The sequence below is a fragment of the Thioalkalivibrio sp. ALM2T genome (assembly GCF_000381505.1).
GTDB classification, from domain to species: Bacteria; Pseudomonadota; Gammaproteobacteria; order Ectothiorhodospirales; family Ectothiorhodospiraceae; genus Thioalkalivibrio; species Thioalkalivibrio versutus.
Genome location: NZ_KB906556.1, coordinates 491,291 through 517,360 on the forward strand (window position 1 = coordinate 491,291; position 26,070 = coordinate 517,360).

Below are 26,070 nucleotides of genomic sequence, written 5' to 3' on the forward strand. Positions count from 1 at the left end.
CTTAACGGATGTTGATGATCGTCTGGGTGACCTGATCGGCCGTGGAGATCGTCTGCGCGTTCGCCTGGAAGTTGCGCTGCGCAGTGATCAGATTCACCAGCTCCTGCGCGATATCCACATTGGAGGCCTCAAGTGCACCGGCCTGTACGGAACCTAGGTTGCTCGACCCTGGACGATCCAGTCGCACGTCACCCGCCGCGAAGGTTTCGGCCCAGTTGTTGTCACCTAGCTGTTCCAGACCCTGCGGGTTGGGGAAATTCGCCAGCGCCAGCTGGCCGAGAACCGAGGACTGACCATTGGTGAAGCGCGCGAACACTACACCGGTCTGGTCGATATCGATGCCGGTCAGCTGGCCGGAGGCGAAACCGTCCTGATTCAGGTCGTTCACCGAGAAATCACCACCGAACTGCGTGGTCCCGTCGAAGTTGATATCGAAGACCAAGTCATCCGCGCCGTCCAAGCTACCGCCCGGGACGGTGAGGCCTTCCGCGGGCGGATCTACACCCACCAGCTGGCCATTGACATCGAACTCCAGACCCAACGGCCCTGAATCACCACCCCCATAGTTAGCGAGCTCCTCCAAGTTTCCATCGTCTCGCCGCACCGCAACATGGGCATTCCACTCGTTCTGGGCAGTCTTCACGAAGTAGAGGTTGGCGTCCCGCGCAATACCTAGGGAGTCATACATGGTGAGCGAGGTGGAGAAGTTGTAGGTCTCCGGGTCATCGAGAACGAAATCGTCCGGATCGTCACTCAATGTCGCCGCATCCGAACGCAAGTTAATCAGTGCCTCAAGGTTTTCGGTGGCCTGGGGAGCGGCCGTATCGGTTTGCAGACGCAGATCTCCGAGATTGGTCCCACCAGCCTCGTCATAGCCACGCAGACGTAGCCCCTGGTTGTTCACCAGGTAGCCGTCGCGATCGACCTGGAAGGCTCCCGCCCGGCTGTACACCGTGCTGCCCTGGTCGTTCAGGACAAAGAAGCCCTCGCCGTTGATTGCCAGGTCCAGGCCGTTCTCGGTGAACTCGGTCCGGCCCTGCGAGAACTGCTGGGTCACCGCCTGCAGGCGCGTGCCGGAGCCGATCGCCGTCTGACTGATGCCACCGAAGCTCTGGGCAAACACGTCACCGAACTCCGCCCGCGAGCGCTTGAAACCGGTGGTCCCCGAGTTCGAGACGTTATTGCCGGTGGTCTGTAGGTCGGCCTGGGCCGCGTTCAGTCCGCTCAATCCGATATTGAAGGGCATGGGGTGTTTCCTCCGTTAGGGTTCGTTCGACGCGAGCCGGCCGTTAGCCGCCAATCCGCCGTACATCCGAAAAGCTGATCTCGCCCAGGCCTTGCACGGTCAGTGCCAGCCCGGAATCGTTACCCACCGCGACGCTCTCCACGCGGGCATCCAGAAAGGTATCCACGGCCTCGGACTGGGTCCCGGAGCGGGCCGTGGCCTTGAACTCGTAGACGCCCGGGGGTGCGAAGGTCCCGTCGTCGCGCATGCCGTTCCAGCTGAACTCCTGCAGGCCGCTGCCGGCGGCGCCCAGGTTCATGCGGCGGATGCGCTCGCCGTTCGGGCTGTACACGTCGATCTGCAGCTCCTCCGTGGAGCGATCCAGGTCCACCGCACCCTTGATCAGGCCGTCCGGACCCAGCTCGCCGAATTCGACGGGAACCAGCACGTCCTTGCCTACCAGTGAGGCGGCCTGCAGCGTCTGGTTCTGGCCCAGCGACTGGGCCAGCTGCTGGAAGGATTTGGACAGCTCCTCGATGCCGGTTACGGTCGAGAACTGCGCCATCTGGCCCAGGAAGTCGCCGTTGTCCATCGGCTCCATTGGGTCCTGATTCTCCAGCTGGGTCGTCATCAGCTTGAGGAAGTCGGACTGGCCCAGGCGGTCCATGTCCTTGTCCTGTTTCTGCTCGGGGCGCGAGAGGCCCAGGCGATCCAGCAATTCGGGGGATATCTGTGTCATCGATGGCTCCCTAGCCTTGACCGATCTGCAATGTGCGCTGGAGCAGCTGACGCGAGGTCTCCATCACCTCCACGTTCGCTTCGTAGTTGCGCGAGGCGGACATCATGTTGGCCATCTCCTCCACCACGCTGATGGCCGGACGGAAGATGTAGCCCTCCTCGTTGGCCTGCGGGTGATGGGGTTCGTAATGCGCATGCGGCGCCGCCTGCGACTCGGTCACGCCGGCCACCCGAACGGCCGTCGACGAACCATTCGGGTTGGCCTGGTCCATCACGCTCTGGAACAGCACCTGCTTGGCGCGATAGGCCTCGTCGGGGTTGGTCGCCGCGGTGTTCGCGTTGGCCAGGTTCGAGGCCACGGTGTTCAGGCGCACCGACTGCGCCGACAGCGCCGAGGCGGAGGTATTGAACAGGCTGAAAAGGTTACTCACGACATCGATCTCCCGATCAGTTCCGCGTCACGCGAGGGAAACACTGATGAATGTACGCACTCGCGCTCGAGTCGCTTTTGGGTGCGAACAAGGCGCGGTGACCGCAGTGCAGTCAATCTGCACAAGAGAGCCGCAACGCCGTGCGCACTCAAAAGCGGCCAAGCCCCTGCTTTGAATGGTTGGTGGGGTTGGTACCCCAGGTTCCCCGATCCTGCGTTGCGCCCCGAATTCATCAGAAACGGACGGCTAGACCCACTACCCGCTGCACGACGCGCCTTGTCTCGAAAAACCTGGGGTACCAACGCAAGTGTGTACATTGATCAGCGTTTCCCTAACGATCGCCCCGCAGGGCTTCACGAATGCCGGAGACCCGGCGATTGAGGAATTCCAGGCTGCTCTGGTATTGAACGGCGTTCTCGGCAAAGGCGGCCCGCTCCATCTGCGGGTCCACCGTGTTTCCATCCAGCGACGCCTGCGAGGGGATGCGGTAAAGCGCCTCGACCTGTCCGTTCATCGCGCCAGCATTGGGGTCGAGATGCGCCGCCTGGCTGCGCGCCATGGGCAAGCTATTGCCGCCGCCGGCCGCGGATTCGAGTACCGCACGAAAATCGATATCCCGCGCCTTGTAGTTCGGGGTATCCGCGTTGGCGATGTTGGAGGCCAACAGCTCCATGCGCTGCGCCCGCACATTCACCGCCTGCGGAGAAATACCCATCGCCTTGTCGAGAGAGAGACTCATCGCTTCCGTCCTGTCCGCCCGTGGCGGACCCTCGCTTGGAGAACGGGGCGCACCGATTGCGACCCTTCGCAGGGGGACTGAAGCAATCGTTATGCCATTCTCGAGCGGCGTGCCGCAGGGACGCAGGCACAGCGGGCAGCCAGGGGAAGGGATGGAACGACTCGCCGCCCGCATTGCACGGGCGTTCCCGGGAATCAGCCCCGGGGCTGGATTACGTCAGGACTTCAGACGAAGTACCGAGCCGTACTCGGTTCGTACGGTCTCGAAAGCCTGGGTATAAGGCCCTGCGGTCTCGGAAGCGCCAAGAAACAGATACCCGCCCGGATTCATCTGCCGGGCGATAGCGTCAAGAACCTGTCGCTTGGTGTCGCCAGAGAAATAGATCAGCACGTTGCGGCAGAACACCAGGTCGAACTTGCCCAGCGCCGCATAGCTGTCGATCAGGTTGAGCTTCTGAAAGCGACAGCGACGCTGCACATCCGGGATCACCTTGTGGCCATCCGCGACGGTCTCGAAGAAGCGCGCGCGCCGGCTCTCGCTGAGCCCGCGCACGATGCTCAGGCCGTCGTACACGGCCCGCCGCGCATCGTCCAGGATCTTCTCTGACAGGTCCGTGCCCAGAATGGAAACCGGTACCTTCCGGGCCGGCCGCGACTCCTCCCATTCCGAGACCACCATCGAGATCGTATAGGCCTCCTGCCCACTGGAGCAGCCCGCGGACCAGACCTTGATGCTGCCTCCCTTCGCGGCCAGTTCCGGCAACAGCACGTGGCGCAGGATCTCGAACGGAAAGCCATCGCGGAACCAGGACGTCTCGTTGGTCGTCATCGCATCGATCACGCGGGTGCGCAGGCGCGGATTCGGGGCCTGCCGCATGGCATGCAGCAGTTCCGGGACGCTCTTGAAGTCGAACTCGTCGAGCAGCCGCGACAGACGACTGGAAACCAGGTACTGGCGGCTGTCGCCCAGCACCAGACCGCAGCAGTCCTGCAGAAAGCGGGAGAACTCCTCGTAGTCGCGGGAATCGATCACCAAGTCATCCCTGAGCGCTGTCCATCGTGATTAGGCATCCTGATGACGAATCCTTGACCGGGGCCTCTTGGCCGGAAAACCGGGGTGATCCCGAAGATCGGGTCGAGTATACGGCGTCGCGCGCATGGCACCATACACACCGAGTGGCGGCCACCCGTCGCCGCTCCGGGCTTGCCGAGCGGCAACGCGGTTCCGCCCGACCGGTCATTCGGCCTGCGGATCCGGGCGCCCGGTCTGGTCCAGCACCGCATTCGCCAGCTCGTCGGGATTGAACTTGGACAAAAAGGCATCGGCCCCCGCGCGCTTGACCATATCCGTGTTGAATTCCCCACTCAGTGAGGAGTGCAACAGCACCCGCAAATTCTGCAGCGCGGGATTGTCCCGGATGCGCGCGGTCAGGGTGTAGCCGTCCATGCGTGGCATCTCGATATCCGAGATCACCAGTTCGACCTGGTCCCCTACCGGCCCTTCCGCGGCCTTCTGCTCAAGGAAGTCCAGTGCTTCCTGGCCATCCTTGAAGACATCGTATTCGAAACCGAGCCCCTTGATCGCCCCCTCGATCTGCTTGCGCGCCACCACCGAGTCATCGACGATCACGACCTTGCGCCCGCTGGCCTCGCGGGCGTTCTCGCGGATGGATGGCGAAATCTCGCTGGGCAGCGGGTTCACGATGGAGAGCACCCGTTCGACATCGATAATCTCGACCAGCTTGTTGTCGATCTCCGTGACGGCCACCAGGAAGGATTCGCGTCCGGTTCCGCGCGGGGGCGACTTCACGTCCTGCCAGTTCACGTTGACGATGCGGTCCACCGCCGACACCCAGAAGCCCTGCACCGAACGATTGAACTCGGTGACCACCACCTTCTGCTCCCCATTGTCGACCGCCCCGACGGCGCCACGCAGGCCCATCGCTCGCGCCAGGTCAATGATCGGCACGGTACCGCCACGCAACGTCGCCACCCCGCGTACGACGCTCATGGAGCCGGGAATCTGACGCAGCGGTGGCGACGGAATCACCTCGCGGACCTTGAAGACATTGATCCCGAAGGTCTGCGACCCGCCCAGATGGAACAGCAGCAGCTCCATGCGGTTCTGCCCCACCAACTGGGTTCGCTGATTCACATCGTCAATGAATTGACTCATCGTGCCGCTCTCCTTGCCCCGATTGCTCTTAGCACCGGACAGGCCTCAAAGGCCAAGTGTGCACCGCGCAACCCCGGCCTGTCATTTGCATTAGCGTGCATGCGCCTTCTGACGCCGCCTCATGGCCATAACGGCCGCCCGCGACGGGCCTTGAATGCGCGCGTGGCACCGGATGCCCGTTCATTGGCACGAGATCTGCTTGTTTTTGCGGACTGAAACCGCTCGCGACTCGCTCGACATCGACGCAAGATCCGCCAAACCCGAGCCATTCGCGCACAGTCCGACGCCCGCACCGAACGGGCTGCGCAGGACAGGACCAAACAGGACCGCGACATGAACCAGCGCCGAAACATTTCAGAATTCTCTTCCGCTGCCAGGAAGACGCTGATCCGTTCGCCCGTTCGCGTTGGGGCCTCATTCGTTCCAGGAAAAGGCGGGCCCTCCGATGCCTCGCCAGCGAGCGTGATCGACTCGAACGCCAGTGTGCGAAGCATTCCGCGTCTCCTTGCCGGAGTCGCCCTCTTGTTCATCCTGGTACTGCTGTCTACCAGCGTCCGGGCCGAAGTCCACCCAGTTGACGACATCCGTCACGCCGCCGAGCAGTTCCTGATTCAGGAACTGGGCGTTACCGATAGCGAGAAGGATGTTTCCATCGAGATTGGCCAGCTCGACAAGCGTCTGCGCCTCGTCCCCTGCACGGACGGCCTGGAAGCGCGTTTACCACCCGGCGGGCGGCGTGACGGCAACACCGCTGTCCATATCCAGTGTGCCGGCCCGGTGACCTGGCAGTTATACGTGCCGGCGACGGTCGAACGTTACGCCGAAGTGCTGGTTGCGAACCGCACCCTGCCGCGCCAGCACACCCTCTCGGCGGGCGACCTGCGTTTCCAGCGAATCGAGACCTCGCGCCATGCCGGCAGTTATCATGAGGAAAAGAATGCCCTGATCGGCCAGCAGACCCGGCGCAGCATCCGCCCGGGTCAGATCATCGGAACCCAGCACGTGAGCCCGCGCGAGATCATCAGTCGCGGCCAGCGGGTTACCATCCTGGCAGAGAACGGCTCAATCGCCATCCGCATGCAGGGCGAAGCGCTGGAGAACGGGACGCTGGGCGAGCGAATCCGCGTCAAGAACGCATCCTCCGGGCGGGTCGTCGAAGGCGAAATCCAGGCCTCCGGCCACATCCGGGTAGCGCTTTGAGGCCTCGCCTCACCAGGCACGCCGATGATCTTCGAAGCGGATTGTGAAGCCGGTTACACTTTTCCGCCCTCGAGGCCTACAGTTTCAGCACCGCTGGCCGTAAACAATTGCAGCACAGTTACAACGACAGGAAGGCATCATGGATATCAAGGGCCTCAACACGAACAGCCTGCGCCCCGACAGCCAGAACCCCGGGGTAAAGGGTCGCGACGAGTCCGGCAACACGGCAAACCGTGCCCCGGCCTCCGGTAACGCATCGGCGCCAAACAATGATTCGGTCACGCTCACCGGGGCCGCCCAGGCAATGAATGCCGCGGCCGGCGCGGGCGACACCGCCCCCTTCGACGCCGCCCGCGTTGCCGAACTGCGCGAGGCGATCTCCAGCGGCAACTATCCGGTGGACAACCAGCAGCTGGCCGATCGCATGATCGACCTCGAAAGCCTGCTGCGCTAACCCGGTCTATCGCCCATGAATGCCGACGCGCACCATCAACTGCAACGCTCGCTCGAGACCTCAATCCGGCTGGCTCATCAGCTGGAAGAGAGCCTGCTACAGGAGACGCGCGCGGTCGAAGCGCGCCAACCCGATACGCTGCAGGGCGTGGTGACGGGCAAGCAGACCCTGCTGCATGAGCTGGAAACCGAGACACGCAACCAGCAAGGCCTGGTCGAGGCCGCCGGCGAGGCCTTCAGCCCCGAGGGCATCGCGCGCCTGTTCTCGAAGATGGACGATGGCGTCGTACTGAACGACCTGTGGCAAGCCCTGCGCCAGTCCATCGAACGCTGCGACACTCTGAATCAGGGCAATGCGCGCCTGATCGACCGTGACCGCCAGCGCGTGGAACTCTCCATGCAGATCCTCCGCGGCGAGGAAACCGGCCCCGCGGCTACCTACGACCCGTATGGCCGCGCCCGGCCCGGAAACCGCGGCGGACGCCAGATCACCCAGGCCTGAGAGGCCGGTGCTGGTGGAGGCTGGCTTTTCGCGGCATCCACCAGTACCTTGCGTCCTCACACCTTCCTAACACTTCGGACGCATGGACGACACGGACTATACCGTCGATAAGCCGGACCGGATTGCCGGCATCCTCAAGGACCTCGACCACAAGCTCACCGTCGTGAGCGTTCGCGTGGATACCGACGGCCCCCTGTACACCTCGGCCCTGGTCCGTCTGGACCCAGCCGCCAAGGAACTCTTTCTCGACGAGCTCACCCCGCCTCGCGCGCACCAGCAGGTTCAGGCCGGCATGGACTTGCGCGTATTCGCCGCGCTGCGCGGGGTTGCAGTGCGATTCGGCACGCATGTAACACGCATCGAGCAGGAGCAAAAAGGCGCGCTCTACGTCTGCACCTATCCGGAAACTCTGTACTACCTGCAACGCCGCGAAACGTTCCGCGTGCACATCCCGATGGCCCAGCGGCCTCAGATCGAACTCCATGCAAAGGCCTGGAAGGATCCCGTGATTGGCGAGGTTGCCGACCTCTCTGCCCAGGGCATGTGCATCGAGTTGTCCACCACCCTTCTGGATGCGCTTGAGGACCAGGCAAACTTGGCCTTCGAGAACCTCCTGCTCCCCGATGTCAGTGAACGCCTTTCCGGGGACCTGCGGCTGGCCAACCGTCGCCGCAGCACGCGTGATGGCTTCGAGTTTGCAGGCTTCGAGATCGTCGGAATGACCCAGTGGATGGAACGCCAGACCAACATCGCCCTGCTCCATTACCAGCGCGAGGCGCGCCGCCGCTCGATGGATTGAGCCTGAGCCGAGGCGACGCCGCCACCTGCAACTCCGAACACAAAAAAGGCCGCTTGAAGCGGCCTTTTTTGATCGTTCCTGTTTGGTCGGGACGGCAGGATTTGAACCTGCGACCCTCTGCACCCCATGCAGATGCGCTACCAGACTGCGCCACGCCCCGAAGCCGCGAACTATATCCGATTCCCCGCCTTCACGAAAGCGTCGGCCACCCCATTGCTGCCAGATCCGTGCGGACCATTCGCGCCACGTACACCGAGAGTGGCGCATTGATGCGATTCGCTGCGCTCGTCGCATCCTACAGAGCGGAAATTTCAAACTGGAGTTGGGTTCAGAAGGACACCGTAGGATGCGACGAGCAAAGCGAATCGCATCAACACAACGTCCGGGCGCCCCCTAGGGTTGGAGCCTCAGGCGCGCAATACGCGCAGAACCGACTCGAGCTCCGAAATCGTGTCCTGGATGATCTGCTGGGCCTGCTGACGATCACCCTTGGCTTCGTCGCCCGAGAGCTTCTGACGGGCACCATTGATGGTGTAGCCCTCTTCGTACAGCAATGCGCGGATCTGACGGATCAGGATCACATCCTGACGCTGGTAGTAGCGACGGTTGCCGCGCCGCTTGACCGGCTCCAGCATCGGGAATTCCTGCTCCCAGTACCGCAGCACATGCGGCTTGACCTGGCACAGCTCCGCGACTTCGCCGATGGTGAAGTAGCGCTTGCCCGGGATCGCGGGCAGCTCCTGGTGGTTACTCGCCTCCAGCATAGCTCTCTACCCGCTCGCGCAGTTTCTGTCCCGGCCGAAAGGTCACCACACGACGCGCGGAGACCGGAATCTCTTCGCCCGTCTTGGGATTGCGCCCTGGCCGCTGGTTCTTGTCGCGCAGGATGAAATTCCCGAACCCGGAAAGCTTCACGCCCTCGCCGGTCTCCAGCGACTGCCGCATCTCCTCGAAGAACATCTCGACGAATTCCTTGGCCTCGCGCTTGTTGAGACCCAGTTCCTCGTTTAGCGCGGCGGCGAGATCCGCCTTGGTTACAGCTGCCATCGGCTATTGTCTCAAGGTTGCGTTGAACCGGGCCTGGAGATGCTGCACCACCGCGTCGGTGATGCCAGCCACGTCCTGTTCGCCTAGGGTGCGATCAAAAGCCCGTAAAATCAAGCCCAAAGCCAGGCTTTTTTCGTCCGGATTCAAGCCTTTGCCCTGGTACACATCGAACAGGCGAACGTCCTGCAGGATCTCCAGGTCAAGCTCGTCGATGGCCGCCAGCACATCGCCCGCCGCCACCGACTCGGCCACCACCAGCGCCAGATCCCGACGGATGGACGGGTACGGCGACAACGGCGAGAACTGCGCCACTGGCGCGCGCACCACGGCGGTCGCGTCCAGATCGAACAGGTAGACCGGCTCCACGTCGAAGCGCTCGCACAACGCCGGGTGCAGGCGCCCGACCCAGCCGATCGGCTGCCCGTCCACCAGTACCCGTGCGGATTGCCCGTCATGCAGCGCCGGATGACGTTCCGCGCGAAAGCCGAGCGGACCGGCGACGCGTTCGCACAGGCCTTCCACGATGCCCTTGGCGTCGAAGAAATCGACCTTCTTCGCCTCCCCTTCCCAGGCTTCCGGCGCCAGCCTCCCACCGAGCAGGCCGGCCAGTCGCGGCTCCTGCCGCAGACCGGACGCATCCGGAACAAAGCGCAGGCCATGCTCGAACAGGCGCAAGTCCGATTGCTGGCGCGCCTGGTTGTAGGCGGCGGTGGTCACCAGCCCGGGCCACAATCCCGGGCGCATCACCGCCAGATCGGACGAAATGGGATTCGCCAGCGCCAGGGGTCTCACGTCCGGGTAGAACGCATTGGCGGCCTCGCGAGCGATAAAGCTGAAGCTGATCACCTCATGGAAGCCTTGGCGGGCAAGCCCGTTGCGCAGTGACCGCAGACCCGACTCCGGCGTCACCGGTGCGACCGGCTTCGGGAGTGTCTGCGGCAAGGCGTCATAGCCGTGCACCCGGGCCAGCTCTTCGATCAGATCTTCCTCGCGTTCGAGGTCGAATCGGGCCCGCGGCGCGCGTACCGACCAGCCGCTATCGCTCGTCTCGATGCGGCAGTCCAGTGCCTCCAGGATCCGCTCCACCTCGGAAGCCTCAAGGGTCACCCCAAGCAGGCGCTGGACACGATCCGGGCGCAGGACGATCGCCTGTTCCGCATGGGAGGCCGGCGTCTCGCCCACTTGCTCGACCGGGCCGCACTGTCCGCCGCAGAGCTCCAGCAGCAGCTGGGTCGCGCGTTCCATCGCCTGCGGGACCAGAGTCGGGTCGACACCCCGTTCGAAACGATGGGAGGCATCGGTATGCAGGCCGTGAGCCCGCGCCCGACCGGCCAGGGCTCGCGGTGCGAAATGCGCACATTCGAGCACCACGCGGGTGGTGCTGGCATCGACCGCGCTGGCGGCGCCGCCCATCACTCCGGCCAGCGCCAGGGGGCCGTCATTACCCGCAATGACCAGGTCCTGCGGCGACAGCTTGACCGTCTGTTCGCCCCCGAGGAGCGTCAGGGATTCCCCCTGCTCACCTTGGCGCACCTGGATCCGGTCGCCCGTGCGCTCGGCATCAAAGGCATGCAGGGGCTGGCCCAGCTCCAGCATCACATAATTGGTCGCGTCCACGATGGCGCTTACCGGGCGCACCCCGGCGCGGCGCAGGCGTTCCGCCATCCACAACGGGGTCGCAGCCTTGGCGTCCAGGCCCTCCAGGACCCGTGCGGCATACAAGGGGCAGGCTTCCGGATCCTGGATATTCACACTTACCCGGGCATCGCTGGCGACGTCCACGGCCGGCATGGCCGGGGCATGCAGCGGCCGGTCCAACAATGCCGAGCACTCCCGCGCAATCCCGCGCATGCCCAGGCAATCGGCCCGGTTCGGCGTCAGGTCCACTTCCAGGATGGTGTCGTCCAGCCCGAGCGCCTCACGCAGGTCCTGGCCGGCCTCCAGCGTCGTCGGCAGCGACATCAGGCCTTCGGCATCGTCTGCCAGGCCAAGTTCGCGCGCGGAACAGAGCATGCCCTCGGAAGCGACACCGCGCAGCTTGGAGCGCTTGATACGGAAATCACCGGGCAATACCGCTCCGATCACCGCCACCGGCGCCCGCATACCTTCATGGACATTGGGCGCGCCACAGACGATGGTCAGCGGCTCCGCCTCGCCCGCTTCGACCCGGCACACCCGCAGGCGGTCCGCGTCCGGGTGCGGATCGACTGCCACCACGTGGCCCACCCGCACCCCGCTGAACGCGGGCGCAGCCGCTTCCATCGCATCCAGTTCCAGACCCGCCATGGTCAGGCGATGGCCCAGTTGTTCCGGGGTCTCGTCGATCTGCAGCCATTCCTGCAGCCACTGCACACTGATACGCATTAGCCTGTCTGCCCGAATTGCCCGATGAAGCGGATATCGTTTTCGAAGAACAGCCGGAGGTCGTTCACGCCATGGCGCAGCATCGCCATGCGTTCGACGCCCAGGCCAAAGGCAAAGCCGGTGTACTGCTCGGCGTCGATCCCCACGTGACCCAGCACGTTGGGGTGCACCATCCCGCAGCCCATCACCTCCAGCCAGCCGGTGTGGCTGCAAACGCGGCAGCCGTCACCGCCGCAGTGCACGCACTGGATGTCGACCTCAGCCGACGGCTCGGTGAACGGGAAGTACGACGGCCGAAAGCGCGTGGCCAGATCGTCCCGATCAAAGAAGGCCTGAAGAAATGCACTCAACACGCCGCGCAGATCCGCGAACGTGATGTCCGTATCCACGCAAAGCCCTTCCACCTGGTGGAACATCGGGCTATGCGTCAGATCCGAATCGCAGCGATACACGCGCCCTGGCGCGATCACGCGAAGCGGCGGGCGCTCCTGTTCCATGGTGCGGATCTGCACCGGCGAGGTATGCGTACGCAGCACGCGGTGGGCATCAAAGTAGAAGGTGTCGTGCATCGCCCGCGCCGGGTGATGCTCGGGGATGTTCAGGGCCTCGAAGTTGTGGAAGTCATCTTCCACCTCGGGGCCCTCGGCCACGCGGAAGCCCAATCCGGCAAAGAAGGTCTCGATGCGTTCCAGGGTTTGTGTAATGGGGTGCAGCGCGCCATCAGCCTGACGCCGCCCCGGCAGGGTCACATCGACCTGTTCGCCCGCCAACTGGTCCGCCAATGCGCTCTGCGCCAGGGCCTCCTTGCGCGACTCGATCAGGCCGGCGACCTCGGTCTTGGCCTCGTTCACTTTCTGCCCCGCCGCCGGCCGTTCCTCCGCCGGTAGCTTGCCCAGCTCCTTGAGCTGTGCGGTGAGCGCGCCCTTCTTGCCGAGATAGTGCACCCGGACCTCGTCCAGCGCCTTCAGGTCCGTGGCCCCGTCGACGCGCTCGCGCGCCTCGGCGACCAGCTGTTGCAGTTGTTCCACGACTTCCCCCGACTGGTACGGGCCTCCCCGGCCCCCTATTCGCCTGCAAGGCAGCGGCCCGCACTCGGGGGCCGCTGCCTTGCAGGCGCCTCGTTTCCTGTTCCCGAAACAAAAAAGGGAGGGCATCGACCCTCCCTTCTCGGGACCCGCCGGCACACCGCCGACGGGCAGTCCTTCCAGGCCCTGCGGCTCAGGCCGGCAGTGCAGCCTTGGCCTTCTCCGCGATCTTGCCGAACGCGGTCAGGTCGTGCACGGCCAGATCGGCCAGGGTCTTGCGGTCGATATCAATCTCGGCCTTGTTCAAACCGTTCATCAAACGGCTGTAGGAGAGATCGAACTGACGGGCCGCCGCATTGATGCGGACGATCCACAGCGACCGGAACTGACGCTTCTTCTGGCGACGGTCACGGTAGGCATACTGACCGGCCTTGATGACGGCCTGGTTGGCAACGCGGAAGACGTTCTTCCGGGCGCCGTAGTAGCCCTTGGCTTGCTTCAGGACTTTCTTGTGACGGGCGTGAGCGGTTACACCGCGCTTGACTCGTGGCATGTCTCGATTCCTCGGTCAGTTCAACGGTACGGCAGCAGCTTGCGCACGGCCGGGGCATCCGACTCGTGCACCATCGCCGGACTGCGCAGGTGACGCTTACGCTTGGTAGGCTTCTTGGTCAGGATGTGGCTGCGGTGCGACTGGAACCGCTTGAACTTCCCTGACCCGGTACGGGTGAAGCGCTTGGCCGCACCCCGATTGGTCTTGATCTTCGGCATTACTCTCTCCGGCATTTTGGGCCGTACCCACTGCGGGCCGACCGTTTATGAAAAAGCGATGCGGGTATGCGGAAACCCGATCGCCCTTGTCGTCTGACGGACTTACTTCTTCTTGCCCGTCAGCACCATGATCATCTGGCGTCCTTCCATCTTCGGCCGCTGTTCCACGATCGCGATGTCGGCCATGTCTTTCTCGACCTTGTCGAGCAGCTCGCCACCCAGTTCCTGGTGGCGCATCTCGCGCCCGCGGAAGCGGATGGTCACCTTGCCCTTGTCACCGGCCTCGATGAAGCGGCGCAGGTTGCGAAGCTTGACGTTGTAGTCGCCCTCGTCCGTACCCGGACGGAACTTCACTTCCTTGATCTGGATCTGCTTCTGCTTCTTCTTGGCTTCCTGCGCCTTCTTCGCCTGCTCGAACTTGAACTTCCCGTAATCCATGATCCGGGCCACGGGCGGCTCGGCATTCGGCGAGATCTCGACCAGGTCCAGACCACCTTCCTGGGCCATTTCCAGGGCCTCTGCAGTGCTGCAGACACCGCGATTCTCGCCTTCGGCGTCGATCAGTCGGATCTGCGGACTCGTGATCTGATCGTTCAGGCGGACCGTTTTCGCTGCGCTAATAGCCTTCTCTCCAGTTCAGGGTTCAGTGTTGGCGACTGCCGACCTCCTCCCGGAGGCGTTCGCCGAAGTCCTCGAGGCGCATCACGCCGAGGTCTTCCCCGCTCCGCGTACGCACCGCCACCTGCCCATTTTCCATCTCCTTGTCTCCAAGGACCAGCAGGTACGGCACGCGCTTGAGCGTGTGCTCGCGAATCTTAAAGCCGATCTTCTCGTTTCTCAAGTCGGCCTCGACCCGGAACCCCATCGCGCGCAGCGTCTTCGTGACCTCGCGGGCGTATTCATCCTGCCTTTCGGTAATGGTCAGCACCTCGGCCTGCACCGGGGCCAGCCACGCCGGGAAGTGTCCGGCATAGTGTTCGATCAGCACGCCGAAGAAGCGTTCCACCGAGCCTAGCAGCGCGCGGTGGATCATGATCGGACGGCGTCGCTCGTTGTCCTCGGCGACGTATTCCATGTCGAAGCGCTCGGGCAGATTGAAGTCCAGCTGCACCGTCGAGCACTGCCATTCGCGGCCGATCGCATCGTGGATCTTGATGTCGATCTTCGGACCGTAGAAGGCACCGCCGCCCTCGTCCACCGAATAATCAAGGCCCTTCTTCTCGATCGCAGACCGCAGCGAAGCGGTCGCGTGTTCCCAGATTTCATCCGAGCCGACCGCATCCTCGGGCTTGGTCGAAAGGTTCACGTCGAACTTCTCGAAGCCGAAGGTCTGCAGCACCTCCAGGGTCAGATCGATCACGCCCATCACCTCGGACTCGATCTGGTCCTCGCGGCAGAAGATGTGCGCATCGTCCTGGGTGAAGCCGCGTACGCGCATCAGCCCGTGCAGCGCACCGGACATCTCGCGGCGGTACACCGTGCCCATCTCCGCCCAGCGCAGCGGCAGATCGCGGTAGGAATGCAGCCGGTCCTTGTACATCAGCACATGGAACGGGCAGTTCATCGGCTTGAGCTGGAAGGACTGGTGCTCGTCCTCCATCGGCTCGTACATGGATTCCGAATAGAAATCCGCGTGGCCGGAGGTCTTCCACAGCTCCAGGTTCGCGATGTGCGGCGAGACCACGAAGTCGTAGCCGGCCTTCTCGTGCATGTCGTACCAGTACTTCTCGATCTCGCGCCGGATACGCGCCCCCTTCGGATGCCAGAACACCAGGCCGCCACCGGCCTCGTCCTGGATCGAGAACAGATCCAACTCCTGGCCGATCTTGCGGTGGTCGCGGCGCTCGGCCTCCTTCAGCCGCTCCAGGTATTCCTTCAACTGGTCCTTGTTCGGCCAGGCGGTGCCGTAGATGCGCGTCAGCATCTCGTTGTCGGAATCGCCGCGCCAGTACGCACCGGCCACCTTGGTCAGCTTGAAGGCCTTCAGCTTGCCGGTGGACGGGATATGCGGGCCGCGGCACAGGTCGACAAAGTCGCCCTGCTTGTACAGCGAGATGTTCTCGCCCTGGGGGATGCTAGAGATGATCTCGGCCTTGTACTCCTCGCCCATGTCGCGGAAGTACTTCACCGCCTCGTCGCGGTCCATCAGCGAGCGCTCCACCGGCAGGTCCTGCTTGGCCAGCTCCTTCATGCGCTTCTCGATCTTCTCCAGGTCCTCCGGCGTGAAGCCGCGGTCATAGGCGAAGTCGTAATAGAAGCCGTTCTCGATGGTCGGGCCGATGGTCACCTGCGCGTCGGGAAAGAGCTGCTTGACCGCCTGCGCCATCAGGTGCGCGGTCGAATGCCGGATAATCTCCACCCCTTCCGGGTCGCGGTCGGTCACGATCGCCAGCGCGGCGTCTGTGTCGATTTCGTGGCGGGCATCGACCAGTTCGCCATCGACCTTGCCGGCCAGGGTGGCCTTGGCCAGCCCGGGACCGATGTCCTTCGCCACGTCCAGCACGGTGACCGGGTGATCGAACTCGCGGCGGCTGCCGTCGGGGAGGGTTATTGCGGGCATTGCGAGGCTCCTTCGCCGACCCATACGCGGGGTCGAACGTCGCGTATCAGAAATTTGGAGTTGCCGGAAACGACAACGGCGCGAAGCATACCATGTGCCCCGCGCCGTCGGCAGATCTCCCGGGCTGTGGCCGGGATTACCGTGCGGTTGTTACATGTTGCCTTCGATGAACAGGTAGGTCCGATTCACGTTCGGGCGGTGCCAGTCATCATAGTGGCGCAGGTGCTTGAACTGTTCCAGATCCGCCAGGCGGTCGACCACCTCGCCCAGCGATTCCCAATCCTCGATGCCTGCCGTCACCTCGCGCACCAGGAGTTCCAGGTAATCACCGGTATCCTGGCGTGCCTCGGCCATGTCGGTCGCGCGGCCGTGCCCCGGCACGACGATCTCCGGACCGATGGATTCCAGGTGCCGGAAGGCCTCGAGCTTCTCCACCGGGTTGCTGAAGGGATGGATGCCCAGCATGCGCTCGGTGTAGACGATGTCACCGGTAAAGACGACGTCCTCGCCCGGAAGGTGGACCATGATGTCGCCCGGGAAGTGGGCATCCCCGGCATAGATCAGCTCGAAGTCCACACCGCCGACGGCCAGGGTGTATTCATCGGCATCGATGGGGTTCGGTGCCGGAACCGGCTGGGTGCCCTCCATCGCCTCTTCGCCCACGGAATTGGCCAGCGAGGCGATCTGCCCCTCGCCGCGATCGGCCTGGGTGCTCGCGGTCCGCTGCAGCGCAACCAGCTCCGCCCCCTGCTCGTGGAAATAGCCGTTGCCCAACCAGCGGTGGTCCTGGCTGCCCACCGAGATCACGTGCGTGATCGGTTTGTCGGTCACCCCGGCAATCGCCTTCTCCATGCGCTGGGCGACCTGGTAGCTCGGCCCCGAATCGATCAGCACCACGCCTTCGTCGGTTACCACGAAGCCGGTGTTGTTGGTGAAACCGAGATTGGCCGGCGTGCGGTTCTCGAGCGAGCCGTAAAAGTAATGTACCCGGTCGGTCAGCTGAATCGGCTCCAGCACCTTCTCGACCGGACGATCCAGCGACTCTTCCTCCGCCTGCACGGCGGCCATACCGAAGCCCATAAGACCCAGCGCGAGGAGGGCCACCTGACCCTGGCGCAACAGAACATTCAATGTCATGGAAAACTCCTTGTGTCGTTCGCGCCCCGAGTCGGACAGCGCACGCAATATGTGACAGGATCGTTCGGTGAACGTCGAGATTGTGTCCGGCGGTGCGCGCTCCACGGCCGCCGCCTCCCAACGGTAAACCCTATTATATACGCGATGGCAGATACTGCGTGCGTGTTAGTCCGCGCCCGGGTTCTCCAATCGACCCCGCCTGCGGCGCACGGCATTCACCAGCCAGCGCGCCAGGAGCGGAAAAAGCCCCGTGGCAACCAGGGACAGGACCAGCACCGGCGAGAGAATGCCCTCGATGCCATCAAGCCGCCCCAACTGTGTCCCGGCATTCGCGAACACCGCCGTGGCCGGCAGCATCCCCACGAGTGATACCCAGAAATACGTCCAGATCCGGATCGGCAACAGGCCCATCCCGGCGTTGATCAACAGGAACGGGAACACCGGAATCATCCGCAGCGCGAACAGGTAGAACGCGCCCTCGCGCTCAAAGCCTGCATTGATGCGCCCAAGTTGGTGCTTGTAACGACGCTGAACAGCATCGCGTGCCAGCGCCCGCGCCACAAGAAAGGTCAGGGTCGCCCCCAACGTCGATGCCAGCGACGACAGCACGGTGCCCCAAACCACGCCAAACAGGGCACCGCCGGCCAGGGTCATCACCACGATCCCCGGCACCGAAAAGGCGGCCACCACCATATACAACAGGAAGAACACCCAGGCCGTGACGAACGGGTGCGCGACCCGCCAGTCCTCCACCTGCAGGCGCGCGACCTGCAGGGTCTCCAGATCCAGACCCGGCCCCATCGCAACCACCAGCCAGACGGCAACGAGACCCACCAGGGCGACAACCAACCCCCAGTAATAGCGATTCAAGCGCGACTCCTCGCGGTCACTTTGCCGGAACGATGCGCGGCAAACCCGTACACTGCAAGCATGCATGCACATCCCTACGACGAACTGAAACCCGGTGTCATCCTCGACGCGGTGGAAACGACCGGTCTGCGCTGCGACGGGCGCCTGCTGGCCCTCAACAGCTACGAGAACCGCGTCTACCAGGTCGGCATCGAGGACACCACACCGGTCATCGCCAAGTTCTATCGTCCGCAACGCTGGACACCCGCCGCCATCCGCGAGGAACACGGCTTCAGCCAGGAACTTGCACGCCGCGAGATCCCAGTAGTCGCCCCTCTGGCCGATCCTGAAGGCGAAACCCTGCACGATCACGCCGGGTTCATGTTCGCCGTCTACCCGCGCTGCGGCGGTCGCGCACCGGATCTGGAACAGCGCGACACCCTGGTCCGCATTGGCCGCTTCATCGCGCGCATCCATGAGGTCGGACGCGCCGCACGCTTTCACGAGCGGCCGGTGCTCGATCCCGTCCCGCGTGGCGAGGAGGCACGCCAGGCCGTGCTCGCCTCCGGCTTTCTGCCCCTGGAGCTGGAATCCGTGTACCGCGATCTCAGCGCCGACCTGCTGGGGCGGATCCAGCGGGACCTCGACACGATCGGACCGATCCCGCAGCTGCGCCTGCACGGCGACACCCACCCCGGCAACATCTTGTGGACCGACGACGGCCCGCACTTTGTCGACCTGGACGACGCTTGTACCGGCCCCGCCATGCAGGATCTGTGGATGTTCCTGTCCGGCGAACCGCCCGAGATGGCCTGGCAGATGCAGGCCCTGCTGGAGGGCTACGAGACCTTCGTACCGCTGGATCGCCGCCAGCTCGGGCTGATCGCCCCACTACGCACCCTGCGCATCCTGCGCCACGCCGCCTGGCTGGCCCGGCGCGCCGACGACCCGGCCTTTGTCGACGGCTTCCCGATCTTCTACACGCCGCGCTTCTGGGAGGATCACATCCTCACCCTGCGCGAGCAGGCCGCCGCCCTCGACGAACCCGCCCTCGACCTGGGTTACTGAGGCTCGGTCTCACCGCAGGTTCCGGATCAGCTCCAGCACCGAGTCACGGGTGTCATCGAGGGCGCCCAGCAGGGCCTCCTCCGCCTCCCGCGCGGATTCGTCACCGCCATTCAGGTGCTGCGCATGCTGCGCCCAGGTGGTGTGCAGATGAACGCCGTGCGCCGGCAGCGGGTCCGGCAATACCGAGGTGAGGTCGCGCACGCTGGCCACCCGGCCCCAGCCCAGGATCCAGGTCTCCGCATCCCCGACCCCACCCGGCGAGATGGTTTCTACCGGGTGAAAATAGCGCCGGTACAGCACCACCTGCTGGAGTTCGTTGATTTCGCGCGTCAGCTCGAAGGACGCCTGACGCCAATTGCGATGCAATTCCGAGGTCTCGTTGCGCCAGGTGTTGTAGCCCAGGGACGAGAGTGCGATCAGCAATGAAATAATCGCGACGCTGTGCCGACACAACTGGGCGCGTATCCGGTGGCGGCGAGGCACCCGCCGGGCATCGCCACGGGGCATTCGACGCCTGACCCCGGAACGAATCGTCTCGCACCATCGATTCAGCATCCCTCGCATTGGCGTCCGCTCCACTGAAACAGCTGCTGCCTGTTTCAGTAACTAGCGGCTGCCCTGGAGTTTGCCCATGCCCGTGCGTCCGGGTCTGCGACGTGCGCGTCCAGTCCCTCCGTCTCAGGCGGATGCGCGCTCGATCCGGGTCCCCACAATGGCGCCCAGCCCGCGGTAGTGCTCCAGCAACTGGCGCCCACTGGCCACCAGCTCGCCCGAGAGTTCCAGCCCGAAATCGCCGGCCACCCGGCGGATCTGTTCGTCGCCGGTTGCCGGTGTTTCGATCACCCGCCACAGCAGCCGGGCGCCCAGCGGGTTCAACTCGGCAAACCGCACCCGCTCCTCCCCGGTGCGGTACGCCAGCAGGTAGGTGGGCACCTCTCCCGGCTGATCCGGCTGGAAGTCGGCCCCGATTCGGTGCACCGGGTACTCGTAGGCCAGCAGCCGCGCGGCGGCCGAAAACACCGGAACCTGAACCATAAGGTCACCAACCGGCGTCACATCCGAAAGTTGCGGAGCATCCGCATAGACCAGTTCGGTCTCCACCCGCTCGTAGTGGGCCAGCTCGGCCAGGAAGGGCAGATCGCCGGGTTGCGCCGGGCGGCGTTCCTCCGCCAGGTAGCGCACGAACTCCGCCGCCAGCCGCGGAAAATACGGCGTTTCGCTGCCATGATCGCGATAGAAGTCGCGCACCAGCTGTTCCCAGGCGGCCGCCTCCAGCAGTCCCCGCAGGACCGGGAACCCCCGGGCCAGCAGGTTCGCCACGTTGTTGAAGAAAAGACGCCGGTAGATCGCCAGGCGCCGGCTCTCGATCCCCTCGGGGGGCGGATAGCGCCCCGGGTCACGCAAGTGCCGCGCGAATGCCTCCTGCACCTGCTGGAAATCCGCCTCAGGCATGCAGGAGCCGCTCTTCCTGGACCGCGCGCGCCCGCAACTGCAGATCCCGAATCCGGTCGGTCTCCGCCAGAAGTTCCTCCAGCGGCGGAAAATTGAAGTCGCGCTCGAGCAGGGTCGGCACCGGCCCGATGCGGGCATAGGTGGCCTCCAGCAGCGCCCAGACATCGGAACAGATCGGCTGGCCATGGGTGTCGACCCGTAGATCCGGGGCCTCCTCCTCGTGCCCGGCGATGTGCAAGTAGCGCACTCGCTCCAGCGGCATTGCATCCAGGAATTCGGTCGCCTCGTAGCCGTGATTGATGCTGTTGACGACGATGTTGTTCACGTCGAGCAGGAGGTCGCAGTCGGCCTCCTCCAGCACTGCCCGGACGAAGGTGATCTCGTCCAGTTCGGCCCCCACCGGGGTGTAATAGGAGACATTCTCCAGCGCCATCCGGCGCCCGAGGATGTCCTGCACCTGGCGCACGCGATCGGCAACGTAGCGCACCGCCTCCTCGGTAAACGGGATCGGCATCAGGTCATACAGATGCCCCTGGCCATCGCCACAGGCCGATAGATGCTCGCTGTAATCCTCGATCCCGTGGGTATCCAGGAAGACACGCAGGTCCTGCAGGAAGGTCTTGTCCAGCGGGCGCGGCCCGCCGATGTCGAGAGACAGCCCGTGGCATACAAAGGGCTGGGCCTCGGTGTATTCGCGAAAGATGCGCCCCAGACGTCCACCCAGGTGCATCCAATTCTCCGGCGCCGCCTCGAAGAACCCCAGGCGTTCCGTCGCCTCCGGGGCCTCGGCCAGCGGGCCCAGCAGGGCCCGCCGCAAACCGAGCCCAGCGCCGCTGACGCGGGCCGGGTTGGCGGGATGGACGACCTTAGCCGCCACAGGTCCCCTCGCCACAGGCGCCTTCGGAATCCTTCTCGTCGCCGTCCGAGCCACCGCAGGTGCCCTCGCCGCAGCTGCCTTCACTGTCTTTGGTTTCAGCCGCACCGCCGCAGGTCCCTTCGCCACAGCTGCCTTCGTTGTCCTTGGTCTCGGCCGCACCGCCACAGGTGCCTTCGCCGCCGCAGGAACCCTCGGCCAGCATCAGCGGCGACTGCCCGCTCTGCTGATAGCCGTGGTTCAGGTCGGCCGATGCGAACACCGGGCTGGTGGCCATGGCCACGCCGATCGCTGCACTGCCGACGGCGCCCGCCAGGGTCTTGGTGGAAAACAGATCGTTCTTCATGGTGTCAGTCCTCGTCTTGCGATTATGGATCCGCTGGACCCGTTGTGAAATGGCTGCTAGTGCAGCCCTTATCCCCTGCTCATCATCCTCCGACGGATGTAATAGTCGATGCTGACGTAGCGTCCCGCTCCCCAGAAAAATAGCACCAGCAGCAGCACGAAGAAGGTGGCAGCCATCTCGATACCGTTATTTACGACTGCGAAATTCCCGGTCTCGGTCAGCCAGCTGTAGTTCCCGTGCTCCTGCAAAATGGACTTGGCGCGATCCAGGCGCATCTGTGCCTCCTCGATCCCGGAACAGTTGAACAGGCACATCATCGGGTCGGAGATCCGCTGCCACCCGTGTTCCAGATGCACGGTCACGGCCGCCACCACCATCGTGATCATCAGCGGGATCGAGAACCAGCGCGTCGCCAGACCGAGCAGCAACGCGATCGCACCCAGAACCTCGGCATACGCTGACAGCATCACCATCAGATAGGGCAAGGGCATGCCCAGCCCCCAGTCCGCGTTGCCGTACCACATCACCACGTTCTCTTTCGGCAGGATCCCGTCCAGCTTGTTGGTCCCCGCCATCCAGAACACCGGCGCGAGGTAGAGCCGCAACAGCAGAGGCGCCAGGAAGTCCGCGCCTCGCGTCCAGTCCAGCCAACCCTGCAAGCGCACTGCCAAGGTTCCAGCCGCAGCCATCGTCCTGATCTCCTTTTCCCCTTCTACTGGGTATAAAGCCTAGACCCCGGGCTCACGCTGTACGCGGGGTGATCCGCCGGCTTTTATGTCCGATCGTCCGAGACCATGGGGAGAGGCCCGTGACGCCCGGCAACCGGGCGCCCAAAGGTCTAAGGTGAAGAACAAACAGGAACAGGCAAAAGGCATAAGGAAGGTTCGATGGACATCAGCCCCCACGAAGACGTGCTGTCGACGGTTCTGGCCGCCTATAACCTGCGCGCCCGCATCGACACCAACCCGCGCCTGTGCGGGGAGTGGCAGCTCAGCACGGCGGGCTCGGGGAATGCCAGCTTTCACCTGGTGGGGGAAGGCGGATGCTATCTGCACATGGAGGCGATGGCCCCCGTCTGGATGGAGGCCGGCGATCTTCTCCTGCTGCCGCATGACGACTGGCACCTGATGGCCAGCCGCGACACCGTACCCGACCGCGAAAACCATCTGACACTGGTGGAAGGCGAGGATCCGCCGGATATCCCGGTCACCCAGCTCCTGTGCGGCCACTTCGAGTTCGATTCCGGCCGCCGCAACCCGATCCTGGCCGCGCTCCCCGATCACATCATCATCCGCCGCCGCGAATCCGGCGACCGGCTGTCACACCTGGCGGACCTGATGAACATCGAACTCGCGGAGCGTTCCTCGGGCTACCGGCCGGTGCTGGACCGCCTGGCGGACACCCTGTTCGTGATGGCCGTGCGCCATCACATCTGCTCGCAACGCGAACACTCGGAGGGATCGCTGATCGCCGCCCTGGCCGACGACCGTATCCGCCGGGCACTGGATGCCCTGCACGCCCACCCGGAGGCGGCCTGGACCCTGGAGGGGCTGGCCAGCGAGGCCGCCATGTCGCGCAGCAGCTTCGCCGAACGCTTCCATGCCCTGGTTGGGCAGACCCCCATTGATTACCTGACCCAGTGGCGGATGGTCCTGGCGGAACGCCAGCTACGCGACGGGCGGGAGTCGGTCGCGGGCGTAATGGACGCGGTGGGCTATACCTCGGAGGCGGCCTTTCGCAAGGCCTTCAAGCGGGTGCACGGGTTCGGGCCGGGGCGCATCCGGCAGCTACTGCGCCGGCTCAGGGCTGGCCAGGCTTGACTGCCGAAAAACCGATTCAGAAGGTGTTGGCGACGCTGGCCACGCCCGGCGCACGCGACCGAACCAGGCGCTCGACCACATTCTTGAGATCCAGCGTGGAGCGCGGACAGCCCACACAGGCCCCCTTGAGCCGGACCCGCACGGTGCGGCCATCGAGCTCCACGAACTCGATATCACCACCGTCCTGCATCATGATCCGCCGCGCCTCCTCGATCGCGGCGCGCACCGCGTCCACGTCGATCGGGCCATCGGCCGGCACGTCCGCCGCCTCGCGCTCGGCGAAGGTCTGGGCCCGGTCCAGGCGCAGCGCGAGCTCCGGATCGAGTTCCTCGATCGCGTCCAGTTCATCCTCGCTGTACACGTGATCGGGCTCGTCGCTCAGCAGATGCGACACGTCCACCATCACCTGCGCATTGTCGGGTCCAGCCATGTTCGGGCCTCCGGGTACTCGGCTTTTCGCCAGTATAGCAACGCCCCGCTCCACCCCCGCGCGAAGCCGCACCCGCCAGCCGGGATCCACCGCCTCGCGCGCGGGCGACCAGCGCAACCGCACGCGCAGACGGCGCAAGTCCTCCGGATGCATGCGCCCGGCGTGCAACCACAGGCGCCATACCCGGCCGGTCGCGGGCACCCGAACAACCAGGATGACAAGCGGGCGCAACACTCGTGTATCGGGCAGCACTTCCACCCAGTCCACCTGCTCCTGGCGCAGCCCCTCGGCGGTGGCCAGCCAGGTTGCACCCTCGGGCGTCTGCCCCAGCCAATCCCAGGCCGGCGGTTGCGATCGCCCTTGCCACCACCAGCCGGCCACGGCCAGTCCGAAGACCGGGGCCAGCGTCCACAACGGGCTGTACACCAGCACATAGCCGGCCACAGCCAGGAGCAGCAGGATTTGGCCCGCGAGCGCGAGCCGGGGAAGAACCGGGTCAGGCCGGAGCCGAAGCCTGAGTGGCGGCGCGGATCGCCGGGACAAGACGGGCTATCCCCTCGTCCACCGTGGTCTGGCGGCCCATGACCACGTCCAGCAGCACGTTGTCGGGGTAATCGAGCAGGCGCTCGAAGGCATCGCGACCCTCCTGGTCCAGTTGCGCATATCCCTGCGCGAGAAAGTGGCCGAGCAGCCAGTCGTTCTCCAGCATGCCGCGGCGACAGCGCCAGCGTGTCCGGTTATCCGGTTCCATCACCGAAATGCCCCACCCGCACTCCCGTAGGAGCCTGCTCGCAGGCGAAGCCCCTGCCCGCGTCCGACCTTGGCTGGGGCGTTCGCCTGCGAGCAGGCTCCTACGGGGGCTGGATAACCGTTGCGGATCAGGCCACTCACAGCGACTTCTTCAGCATGGTGCGGCGGATGTCGCTGATCGCGCGGCTCGGGTTCAGGCCCTTCGGGCACACCTGGGTGCAATTCATGATGGTGTGGCAGCGGTAAAGCTTCCAGGCATCATCCAGCTGTTCCAGACGGTGCTCGGTGGCCTCGTCGCGGCTGTCGTGGATGAAGCGCGCGGCCTGCAGAAGCGCCGCCGGCCCCAGGAACTTGTCTGGGTTCCACCAGTAGGACGGGCAGGCCGCGGAGCAGCAGCCGCACAGGATGCACTCGTAGAGCCCGTCCAGTTGTTCGCGGTCTTCGGGGCTTTGCTTGCGCTCCACCTCGGGCTCCGGGCTGTCGTTGACCAGCCAGGGCTCGGCCTTGCGGTATTGCTCCCAGAAGTTGTCCATGTCCACGATCAGGTCGCGGATCACCGGCATGCCCGGGAACGGACGCAGGGTCACGGGTGAGTCCAGATCCGCCAGCGGCGTGATGCAGGCCAGGCCATTGGTGCCGTTGATGTTCATGCCGTCGGAGCCACACACCCCGTGCTGACAGGAGCGGCGAAACCCCAGGGAGTCGTCCTGTTCCTTCAGCAGAAGCAGGGCATCCAGCAGCATCATCCCGGGCTCGACCTGGTCATCGGGCAGGGTAAAGCGCTGCATCTTCGGCAGCGTGTCCGTCTCCGGGTTGAAGCGGTAGATCGAGAACTCCATCGGTATCTCCTGTCGGTGACCGCGGCCACCGTTGTCACACGCTGCGGTAGGCCCCAATCAATCCTGTTCCTGCGCCTCGGCACAGGCAATGCATCGCTCGGCCGACGGATCGATCTCCAGCCGCGAGCGCGCAATCGGCTCCAGGCAGTCGATGCACAGTCCGCCCTCGCCCTCCTCCAGCCGCTTCAGCGCCCGGCGGGCACGAACACGCTGGGCCTCGCGCCGCTGCTGGCTCGCCTTGGCCATGGCCTGACCCTGCAGCGCGTCCATCCGCGAGAGCCGTCCGGTGCGTTGCTGGTCCAGCTCCACGGTCGCGCCGCTGTCGGCCGCTTCCGCGAGCGCGGCATCCAGTTCCGTCAGCAGCGCCTCGAGCTTCTGGTGCAGCCACGCCTCGGGTACCGGTTCGGCAGGGTTGCTCATTGCTCGTCTCCCATTGGGCACAATGCCCATGGTTGAACGCGCGGGTGGCCATGCCC

Annotated in this window: 31 protein-coding genes and 1 tRNA gene; 6 read left to right on the forward strand and 26 right to left on the reverse strand. The window is 64.6% G+C overall.

Annotation, left to right across the window (positions count from 1 at the left end; translation table 11 throughout):
- Position 1: 1 nt before the first annotated feature.
- From flgE to F816_RS0102260, 6 genes are all read right to left on the reverse strand, one after another.
- Positions 2–1,246 carry a flagellar hook protein FlgE gene (gene flgE / locus F816_RS0102235; protein WP_019593361.1) on the reverse strand — a complete coding sequence of 415 codons (1,245 nt, stop codon included), beginning with the start codon at positions 1,244–1,246 and terminating at the stop codon, positions 2–4.
- 43 nt (positions 1,247–1,289) lie between these two features.
- On the reverse strand, positions 1,290–1,964 hold the full coding sequence (locus F816_RS0102240) for a flagellar hook assembly protein FlgD (protein WP_018650013.1): 675 nt from the start codon (positions 1,962–1,964) through the stop codon (positions 1,290–1,292).
- 10 nt (positions 1,965–1,974) lie between these two features.
- Complete coding sequence (gene flgC / locus F816_RS0102245; protein ID WP_018145464.1) at positions 1,975–2,394, reverse strand: flagellar basal body rod protein FlgC; 420 nt, start codon at positions 2,392–2,394, stop codon at positions 1,975–1,977.
- Positions 2,395–2,725: 331 nt separating this feature from the next.
- Complete coding sequence (flgB, locus tag F816_RS0102250; RefSeq protein ID WP_038085186.1) at positions 2,726–3,133, reverse strand: flagellar basal body rod protein FlgB; 408 nt, start codon at positions 3,131–3,133, stop codon at positions 2,726–2,728.
- Positions 3,134–3,349: 216 nt separating this feature from the next.
- Entirely contained in the window at positions 3,350–4,165 is an 816-nt protein-coding gene (locus F816_RS0102255) for a protein-glutamate O-methyltransferase CheR (protein WP_018145462.1), read from the reverse strand.
- A 204-nt stretch (positions 4,166–4,369) separates the two neighbouring features.
- On the reverse strand, positions 4,370–5,308 hold the full coding sequence (locus F816_RS0102260; RefSeq protein ID WP_019593363.1) for a chemotaxis protein CheV: 939 nt from the start codon (positions 5,306–5,308) through the stop codon (positions 4,370–4,372).
- 522 nt (positions 5,309–5,830) lie between these two features.
- On the opposite strand from F816_RS0102260, the gene flgA reads away from it, so the two are divergent.
- The 4 genes from flgA (at position 5,831) to F816_RS0102280 (ending at position 8,262) form a co-directional block, all read left to right on the forward strand.
- A complete protein-coding gene (flgA, locus tag F816_RS0102265; protein WP_019593364.1) occupies positions 5,831–6,508 on the forward strand; it encodes a flagellar basal body P-ring formation chaperone FlgA in 678 nt (225 codons plus the stop codon).
- 139 nt (positions 6,509–6,647) lie between these two features.
- Complete coding sequence (gene flgM / locus F816_RS0102270) at positions 6,648–6,962, forward strand: flagellar biosynthesis anti-sigma factor FlgM (RefSeq protein ID WP_019593365.1); 315 nt, start codon at positions 6,648–6,650, stop codon at positions 6,960–6,962.
- A 15-nt stretch (positions 6,963–6,977) separates the two neighbouring features.
- Positions 6,978–7,463, forward strand: coding sequence for a flagella synthesis protein FlgN (locus F816_RS0102275; protein WP_019593366.1), 486 nt, complete (start codon positions 6,978–6,980; stop codon positions 7,461–7,463).
- A gap of 82 nt (positions 7,464–7,545) precedes the next feature.
- Complete coding sequence (locus F816_RS0102280; protein WP_019568523.1) at positions 7,546–8,262, forward strand: flagellar brake protein; 717 nt, start codon at positions 7,546–7,548, stop codon at positions 8,260–8,262.
- Positions 8,263–8,345: 83 nt separating this feature from the next.
- Here the strand turns inward: F816_RS0102280 and F816_RS0102285 are convergent.
- From F816_RS0102285 to F816_RS0102335, 11 genes are all read right to left on the reverse strand, one after another.
- Positions 8,346–8,422: transfer RNA gene (locus F816_RS0102285), tRNA-Pro, on the reverse strand.
- A 247-nt stretch (positions 8,423–8,669) separates the two neighbouring features.
- Entirely contained in the window at positions 8,670–9,026 is a 357-nt protein-coding gene (locus F816_RS0102290) for a MerR family transcriptional regulator (RefSeq protein WP_018140933.1), read from the reverse strand.
- A complete protein-coding gene (locus tag F816_RS0102295) occupies positions 9,010–9,309 on the reverse strand; it encodes an integration host factor subunit alpha (protein WP_018140932.1) in 300 nt (99 codons plus the stop codon). The genes F816_RS0102290 and F816_RS0102295 overlap by 17 nt, the downstream gene beginning before the upstream one ends.
- A gap of 3 nt (positions 9,310–9,312) precedes the next feature.
- Positions 9,313–11,673 (reverse strand): phenylalanine--tRNA ligase subunit beta, encoded by a 2,361-nt coding sequence (gene pheT, locus F816_RS0102300; protein ID WP_019593367.1) that lies wholly within the window; start codon positions 11,671–11,673, stop codon positions 9,313–9,315.
- On the reverse strand, positions 11,673–12,701 hold the full coding sequence (gene pheS / locus F816_RS0102305; protein WP_019593368.1) for a phenylalanine--tRNA ligase subunit alpha: 1,029 nt from the start codon (positions 12,699–12,701) through the stop codon (positions 11,673–11,675). Before pheS ends, pheT begins: the two co-directional genes overlap by 1 nt.
- 190 nt (positions 12,702–12,891) lie before the next feature.
- A complete protein-coding gene (gene rplT / locus F816_RS0102310; protein WP_018145454.1) occupies positions 12,892–13,251 on the reverse strand; it encodes a 50S ribosomal protein L20 in 360 nt (119 codons plus the stop codon).
- Between the two features lie 20 nt (positions 13,252–13,271).
- Positions 13,272–13,469 carry a 50S ribosomal protein L35 gene (gene rpmI / locus F816_RS0102315; protein ID WP_017942014.1) on the reverse strand — a complete coding sequence of 66 codons (198 nt, stop codon included), beginning with the start codon at positions 13,467–13,469 and terminating at the stop codon, positions 13,272–13,274.
- Positions 13,470–13,571: 102 nt separating this feature from the next.
- On the reverse strand, positions 13,572–14,090 hold the full coding sequence (infC, locus tag F816_RS0102320) for a translation initiation factor IF-3 (protein ID WP_077276933.1): 519 nt from the start codon (positions 14,088–14,090) through the stop codon (positions 13,572–13,574).
- Between the two features lie 22 nt (positions 14,091–14,112).
- Positions 14,113–16,029 carry a threonine--tRNA ligase gene (gene thrS, locus F816_RS0102325; RefSeq protein ID WP_019593369.1) on the reverse strand — a complete coding sequence of 639 codons (1,917 nt, stop codon included), beginning with the start codon at positions 16,027–16,029 and terminating at the stop codon, positions 14,113–14,115.
- Positions 16,030–16,179: 150 nt separating this feature from the next.
- A complete protein-coding gene (locus F816_RS0102330) occupies positions 16,180–17,166 on the reverse strand; it encodes an MBL fold metallo-hydrolase (RefSeq protein WP_019593370.1) in 987 nt (328 codons plus the stop codon).
- A 165-nt stretch (positions 17,167–17,331) separates the two neighbouring features.
- On the reverse strand, positions 17,332–18,036 hold the full coding sequence (locus tag F816_RS0102335; protein ID WP_019593371.1) for a TVP38/TMEM64 family protein: 705 nt from the start codon (positions 18,034–18,036) through the stop codon (positions 17,332–17,334).
- Positions 18,037–18,096: 60 nt separating this feature from the next.
- Here F816_RS0102335 and F816_RS0102340 point away from each other — a divergent pair, with 60 nt between their 5' ends.
- Complete coding sequence (locus tag F816_RS0102340) at positions 18,097–19,083, forward strand: serine/threonine protein kinase (protein ID WP_019593372.1); 987 nt, start codon at positions 18,097–18,099, stop codon at positions 19,081–19,083.
- Between the two features lie 9 nt (positions 19,084–19,092).
- Here the strand turns inward: F816_RS0102340 and F816_RS0102345 are convergent, their stop codons facing one another.
- From F816_RS0102345 to F816_RS0102365, 5 genes are all read right to left on the reverse strand, one after another.
- Entirely contained in the window at positions 19,093–19,515 is a 423-nt protein-coding gene (locus F816_RS0102345; protein ID WP_026333097.1) for a hypothetical protein, read from the reverse strand.
- A gap of 246 nt (positions 19,516–19,761) precedes the next feature.
- Positions 19,762–20,535, reverse strand: coding sequence for a DUF2063 domain-containing protein (locus F816_RS0102350; RefSeq protein ID WP_019593374.1), 774 nt, complete (start codon positions 20,533–20,535; stop codon positions 19,762–19,764).
- Positions 20,528–21,412, reverse strand: coding sequence for a DUF692 domain-containing protein (locus tag F816_RS0102355; RefSeq protein ID WP_019593375.1), 885 nt, complete (start codon positions 21,410–21,412; stop codon positions 20,528–20,530). The genes F816_RS0102350 and F816_RS0102355 overlap by 8 nt, the downstream gene beginning before the upstream one ends.
- Positions 21,402–21,755, reverse strand: coding sequence for a hypothetical protein (locus tag F816_RS0102360; RefSeq protein ID WP_019593376.1), 354 nt, complete (start codon positions 21,753–21,755; stop codon positions 21,402–21,404). Before F816_RS0102360 ends, F816_RS0102355 begins: the two co-directional genes overlap by 11 nt.
- A 68-nt stretch (positions 21,756–21,823) precedes the next feature.
- Positions 21,824–22,444: a DoxX family protein gene (locus tag F816_RS0102365; protein ID WP_019593377.1), complete on the reverse strand. Its 621-nt coding sequence runs from the start codon at positions 22,442–22,444 to the stop codon at positions 21,824–21,826.
- Between the two features lie 198 nt (positions 22,445–22,642).
- On the opposite strand from F816_RS0102365, the gene F816_RS0102370 reads away from it, so the two are divergent.
- Positions 22,643–23,575, forward strand: coding sequence for an AraC family transcriptional regulator (locus F816_RS0102370; protein WP_019593378.1), 933 nt, complete (start codon positions 22,643–22,645; stop codon positions 23,573–23,575).
- A gap of 16 nt (positions 23,576–23,591) precedes the next feature.
- Here the strand turns inward: F816_RS0102370 and F816_RS0102375 are convergent, their stop codons facing one another.
- The 4 genes from F816_RS0102375 to F816_RS0102390 all read right to left on the reverse strand — a co-directional run bounded on the left by F816_RS0102375 (position 23,592) and on the right by F816_RS0102390 (position 26,014).
- Positions 23,592–24,449, reverse strand: coding sequence for a NifU family protein (locus tag F816_RS0102375; RefSeq protein ID WP_019593379.1), 858 nt, complete (start codon positions 24,447–24,449; stop codon positions 23,592–23,594).
- A 52-nt stretch (positions 24,450–24,501) separates the two neighbouring features.
- The gene (locus F816_RS0102380) at positions 24,502–24,756 is read right to left on the reverse strand and encodes a succinate dehydrogenase assembly factor 2 (RefSeq protein WP_018938539.1); all 255 of its coding nucleotides are present in this window, start codon (positions 24,754–24,756) and stop codon (positions 24,502–24,504) included.
- A 136-nt stretch (positions 24,757–24,892) separates the two neighbouring features.
- Positions 24,893–25,594 carry a succinate dehydrogenase iron-sulfur subunit gene (locus F816_RS0102385; RefSeq protein ID WP_019593380.1) on the reverse strand — a complete coding sequence of 234 codons (702 nt, stop codon included), beginning with the start codon at positions 25,592–25,594 and terminating at the stop codon, positions 24,893–24,895.
- Between the two features lie 57 nt (positions 25,595–25,651).
- Positions 25,652–26,014, reverse strand: coding sequence for a TraR/DksA C4-type zinc finger protein (locus tag F816_RS0102390; RefSeq protein WP_019593381.1), 363 nt, complete (start codon positions 26,012–26,014; stop codon positions 25,652–25,654).
- Between the last annotated feature and the right edge of the window lie 56 nt (positions 26,015–26,070).

What these genes read in the sequence shown, in the direction of transcription:
- flgE (WP_019593361.1), bottom strand. Translation starts at nt 1,246, where the DNA reads ATGCCCTTCAATATCGGATTGAGCGGACTGAACGCGGCCCAGGCCGAC.
- F816_RS0102240 (WP_018650013.1), bottom strand. Translation starts at nt 1,964, where the DNA reads ATGACACAGATATCCCCCGAATTGCTGGATCGCCTGGGCCTCTCGCGC.
- flgB (WP_038085186.1), bottom strand. Translation starts at nt 3,133, where the DNA reads ATGAGTCTCTCTCTCGACAAGGCGATGGGTATTTCTCCGCAGGCGGTG.
- F816_RS0102260 (WP_019593363.1), bottom strand. Translation starts at nt 5,308, where the DNA reads ATGAGTCAATTCATTGACGATGTGAATCAGCGAACCCAGTTGGTGGGG.
- flgM (WP_019593365.1), top strand. Translation starts at nt 6,648, where the DNA reads ATGGATATCAAGGGCCTCAACACGAACAGCCTGCGCCCCGACAGCCAG.
- F816_RS0102275 (WP_019593366.1), top strand. Translation starts at nt 6,978, where the DNA reads ATGAATGCCGACGCGCACCATCAACTGCAACGCTCGCTCGAGACCTCA.
- F816_RS0102280 (WP_019568523.1), top strand. Translation starts at nt 7,546, where the DNA reads ATGGACGACACGGACTATACCGTCGATAAGCCGGACCGGATTGCCGGC.
- F816_RS0102290 (WP_018140933.1), bottom strand. Translation starts at nt 9,026, where the DNA reads ATGCTGGAGGCGAGTAACCACCAGGAGCTGCCCGCGATCCCGGGCAAG.
- F816_RS0102295 (WP_018140932.1), bottom strand. Translation starts at nt 9,309, where the DNA reads ATGGCAGCTGTAACCAAGGCGGATCTCGCCGCCGCGCTAAACGAGGAA.
- pheT (WP_019593367.1), bottom strand. Translation starts at nt 11,673, where the DNA reads ATGCGTATCAGTGTGCAGTGGCTGCAGGAATGGCTGCAGATCGACGAG.
- rplT (WP_018145454.1), bottom strand. Translation starts at nt 13,251, where the DNA reads ATGCCACGAGTCAAGCGCGGTGTAACCGCTCACGCCCGTCACAAGAAA.
- rpmI (WP_017942014.1), bottom strand. Translation starts at nt 13,469, where the DNA reads ATGCCGAAGATCAAGACCAATCGGGGTGCGGCCAAGCGCTTCACCCGT.
- thrS (WP_019593369.1), bottom strand. Translation starts at nt 16,029, where the DNA reads ATGCCCGCAATAACCCTCCCCGACGGCAGCCGCCGCGAGTTCGATCAC.
- F816_RS0102330 (WP_019593370.1), bottom strand. Translation starts at nt 17,166, where the DNA reads ATGACATTGAATGTTCTGTTGCGCCAGGGTCAGGTGGCCCTCCTCGCG.
- F816_RS0102340 (WP_019593372.1), top strand. Translation starts at nt 18,097, where the DNA reads ATGCATGCACATCCCTACGACGAACTGAAACCCGGTGTCATCCTCGAC.
- F816_RS0102350 (WP_019593374.1), bottom strand. Translation starts at nt 20,535, where the DNA reads ATGCCTGAGGCGGATTTCCAGCAGGTGCAGGAGGCATTCGCGCGGCAC.
- F816_RS0102360 (WP_019593376.1), bottom strand. Translation starts at nt 21,755, where the DNA reads ATGAAGAACGATCTGTTTTCCACCAAGACCCTGGCGGGCGCCGTCGGC.
- F816_RS0102365 (WP_019593377.1), bottom strand. Translation starts at nt 22,444, where the DNA reads ATGGCTGCGGCTGGAACCTTGGCAGTGCGCTTGCAGGGTTGGCTGGAC.
- F816_RS0102370 (WP_019593378.1), top strand. Translation starts at nt 22,643, where the DNA reads ATGGACATCAGCCCCCACGAAGACGTGCTGTCGACGGTTCTGGCCGCC.
- F816_RS0102380 (WP_018938539.1), bottom strand. Translation starts at nt 24,756, where the DNA reads ATGGAACCGGATAACCGGACACGCTGGCGCTGTCGCCGCGGCATGCTG.
- F816_RS0102385 (WP_019593380.1), bottom strand. Translation starts at nt 25,594, where the DNA reads ATGGAGTTCTCGATCTACCGCTTCAACCCGGAGACGGACACGCTGCCG.
- F816_RS0102390 (WP_019593381.1), bottom strand. Translation starts at nt 26,014, where the DNA reads ATGAGCAACCCTGCCGAACCGGTACCCGAGGCGTGGCTGCACCAGAAG.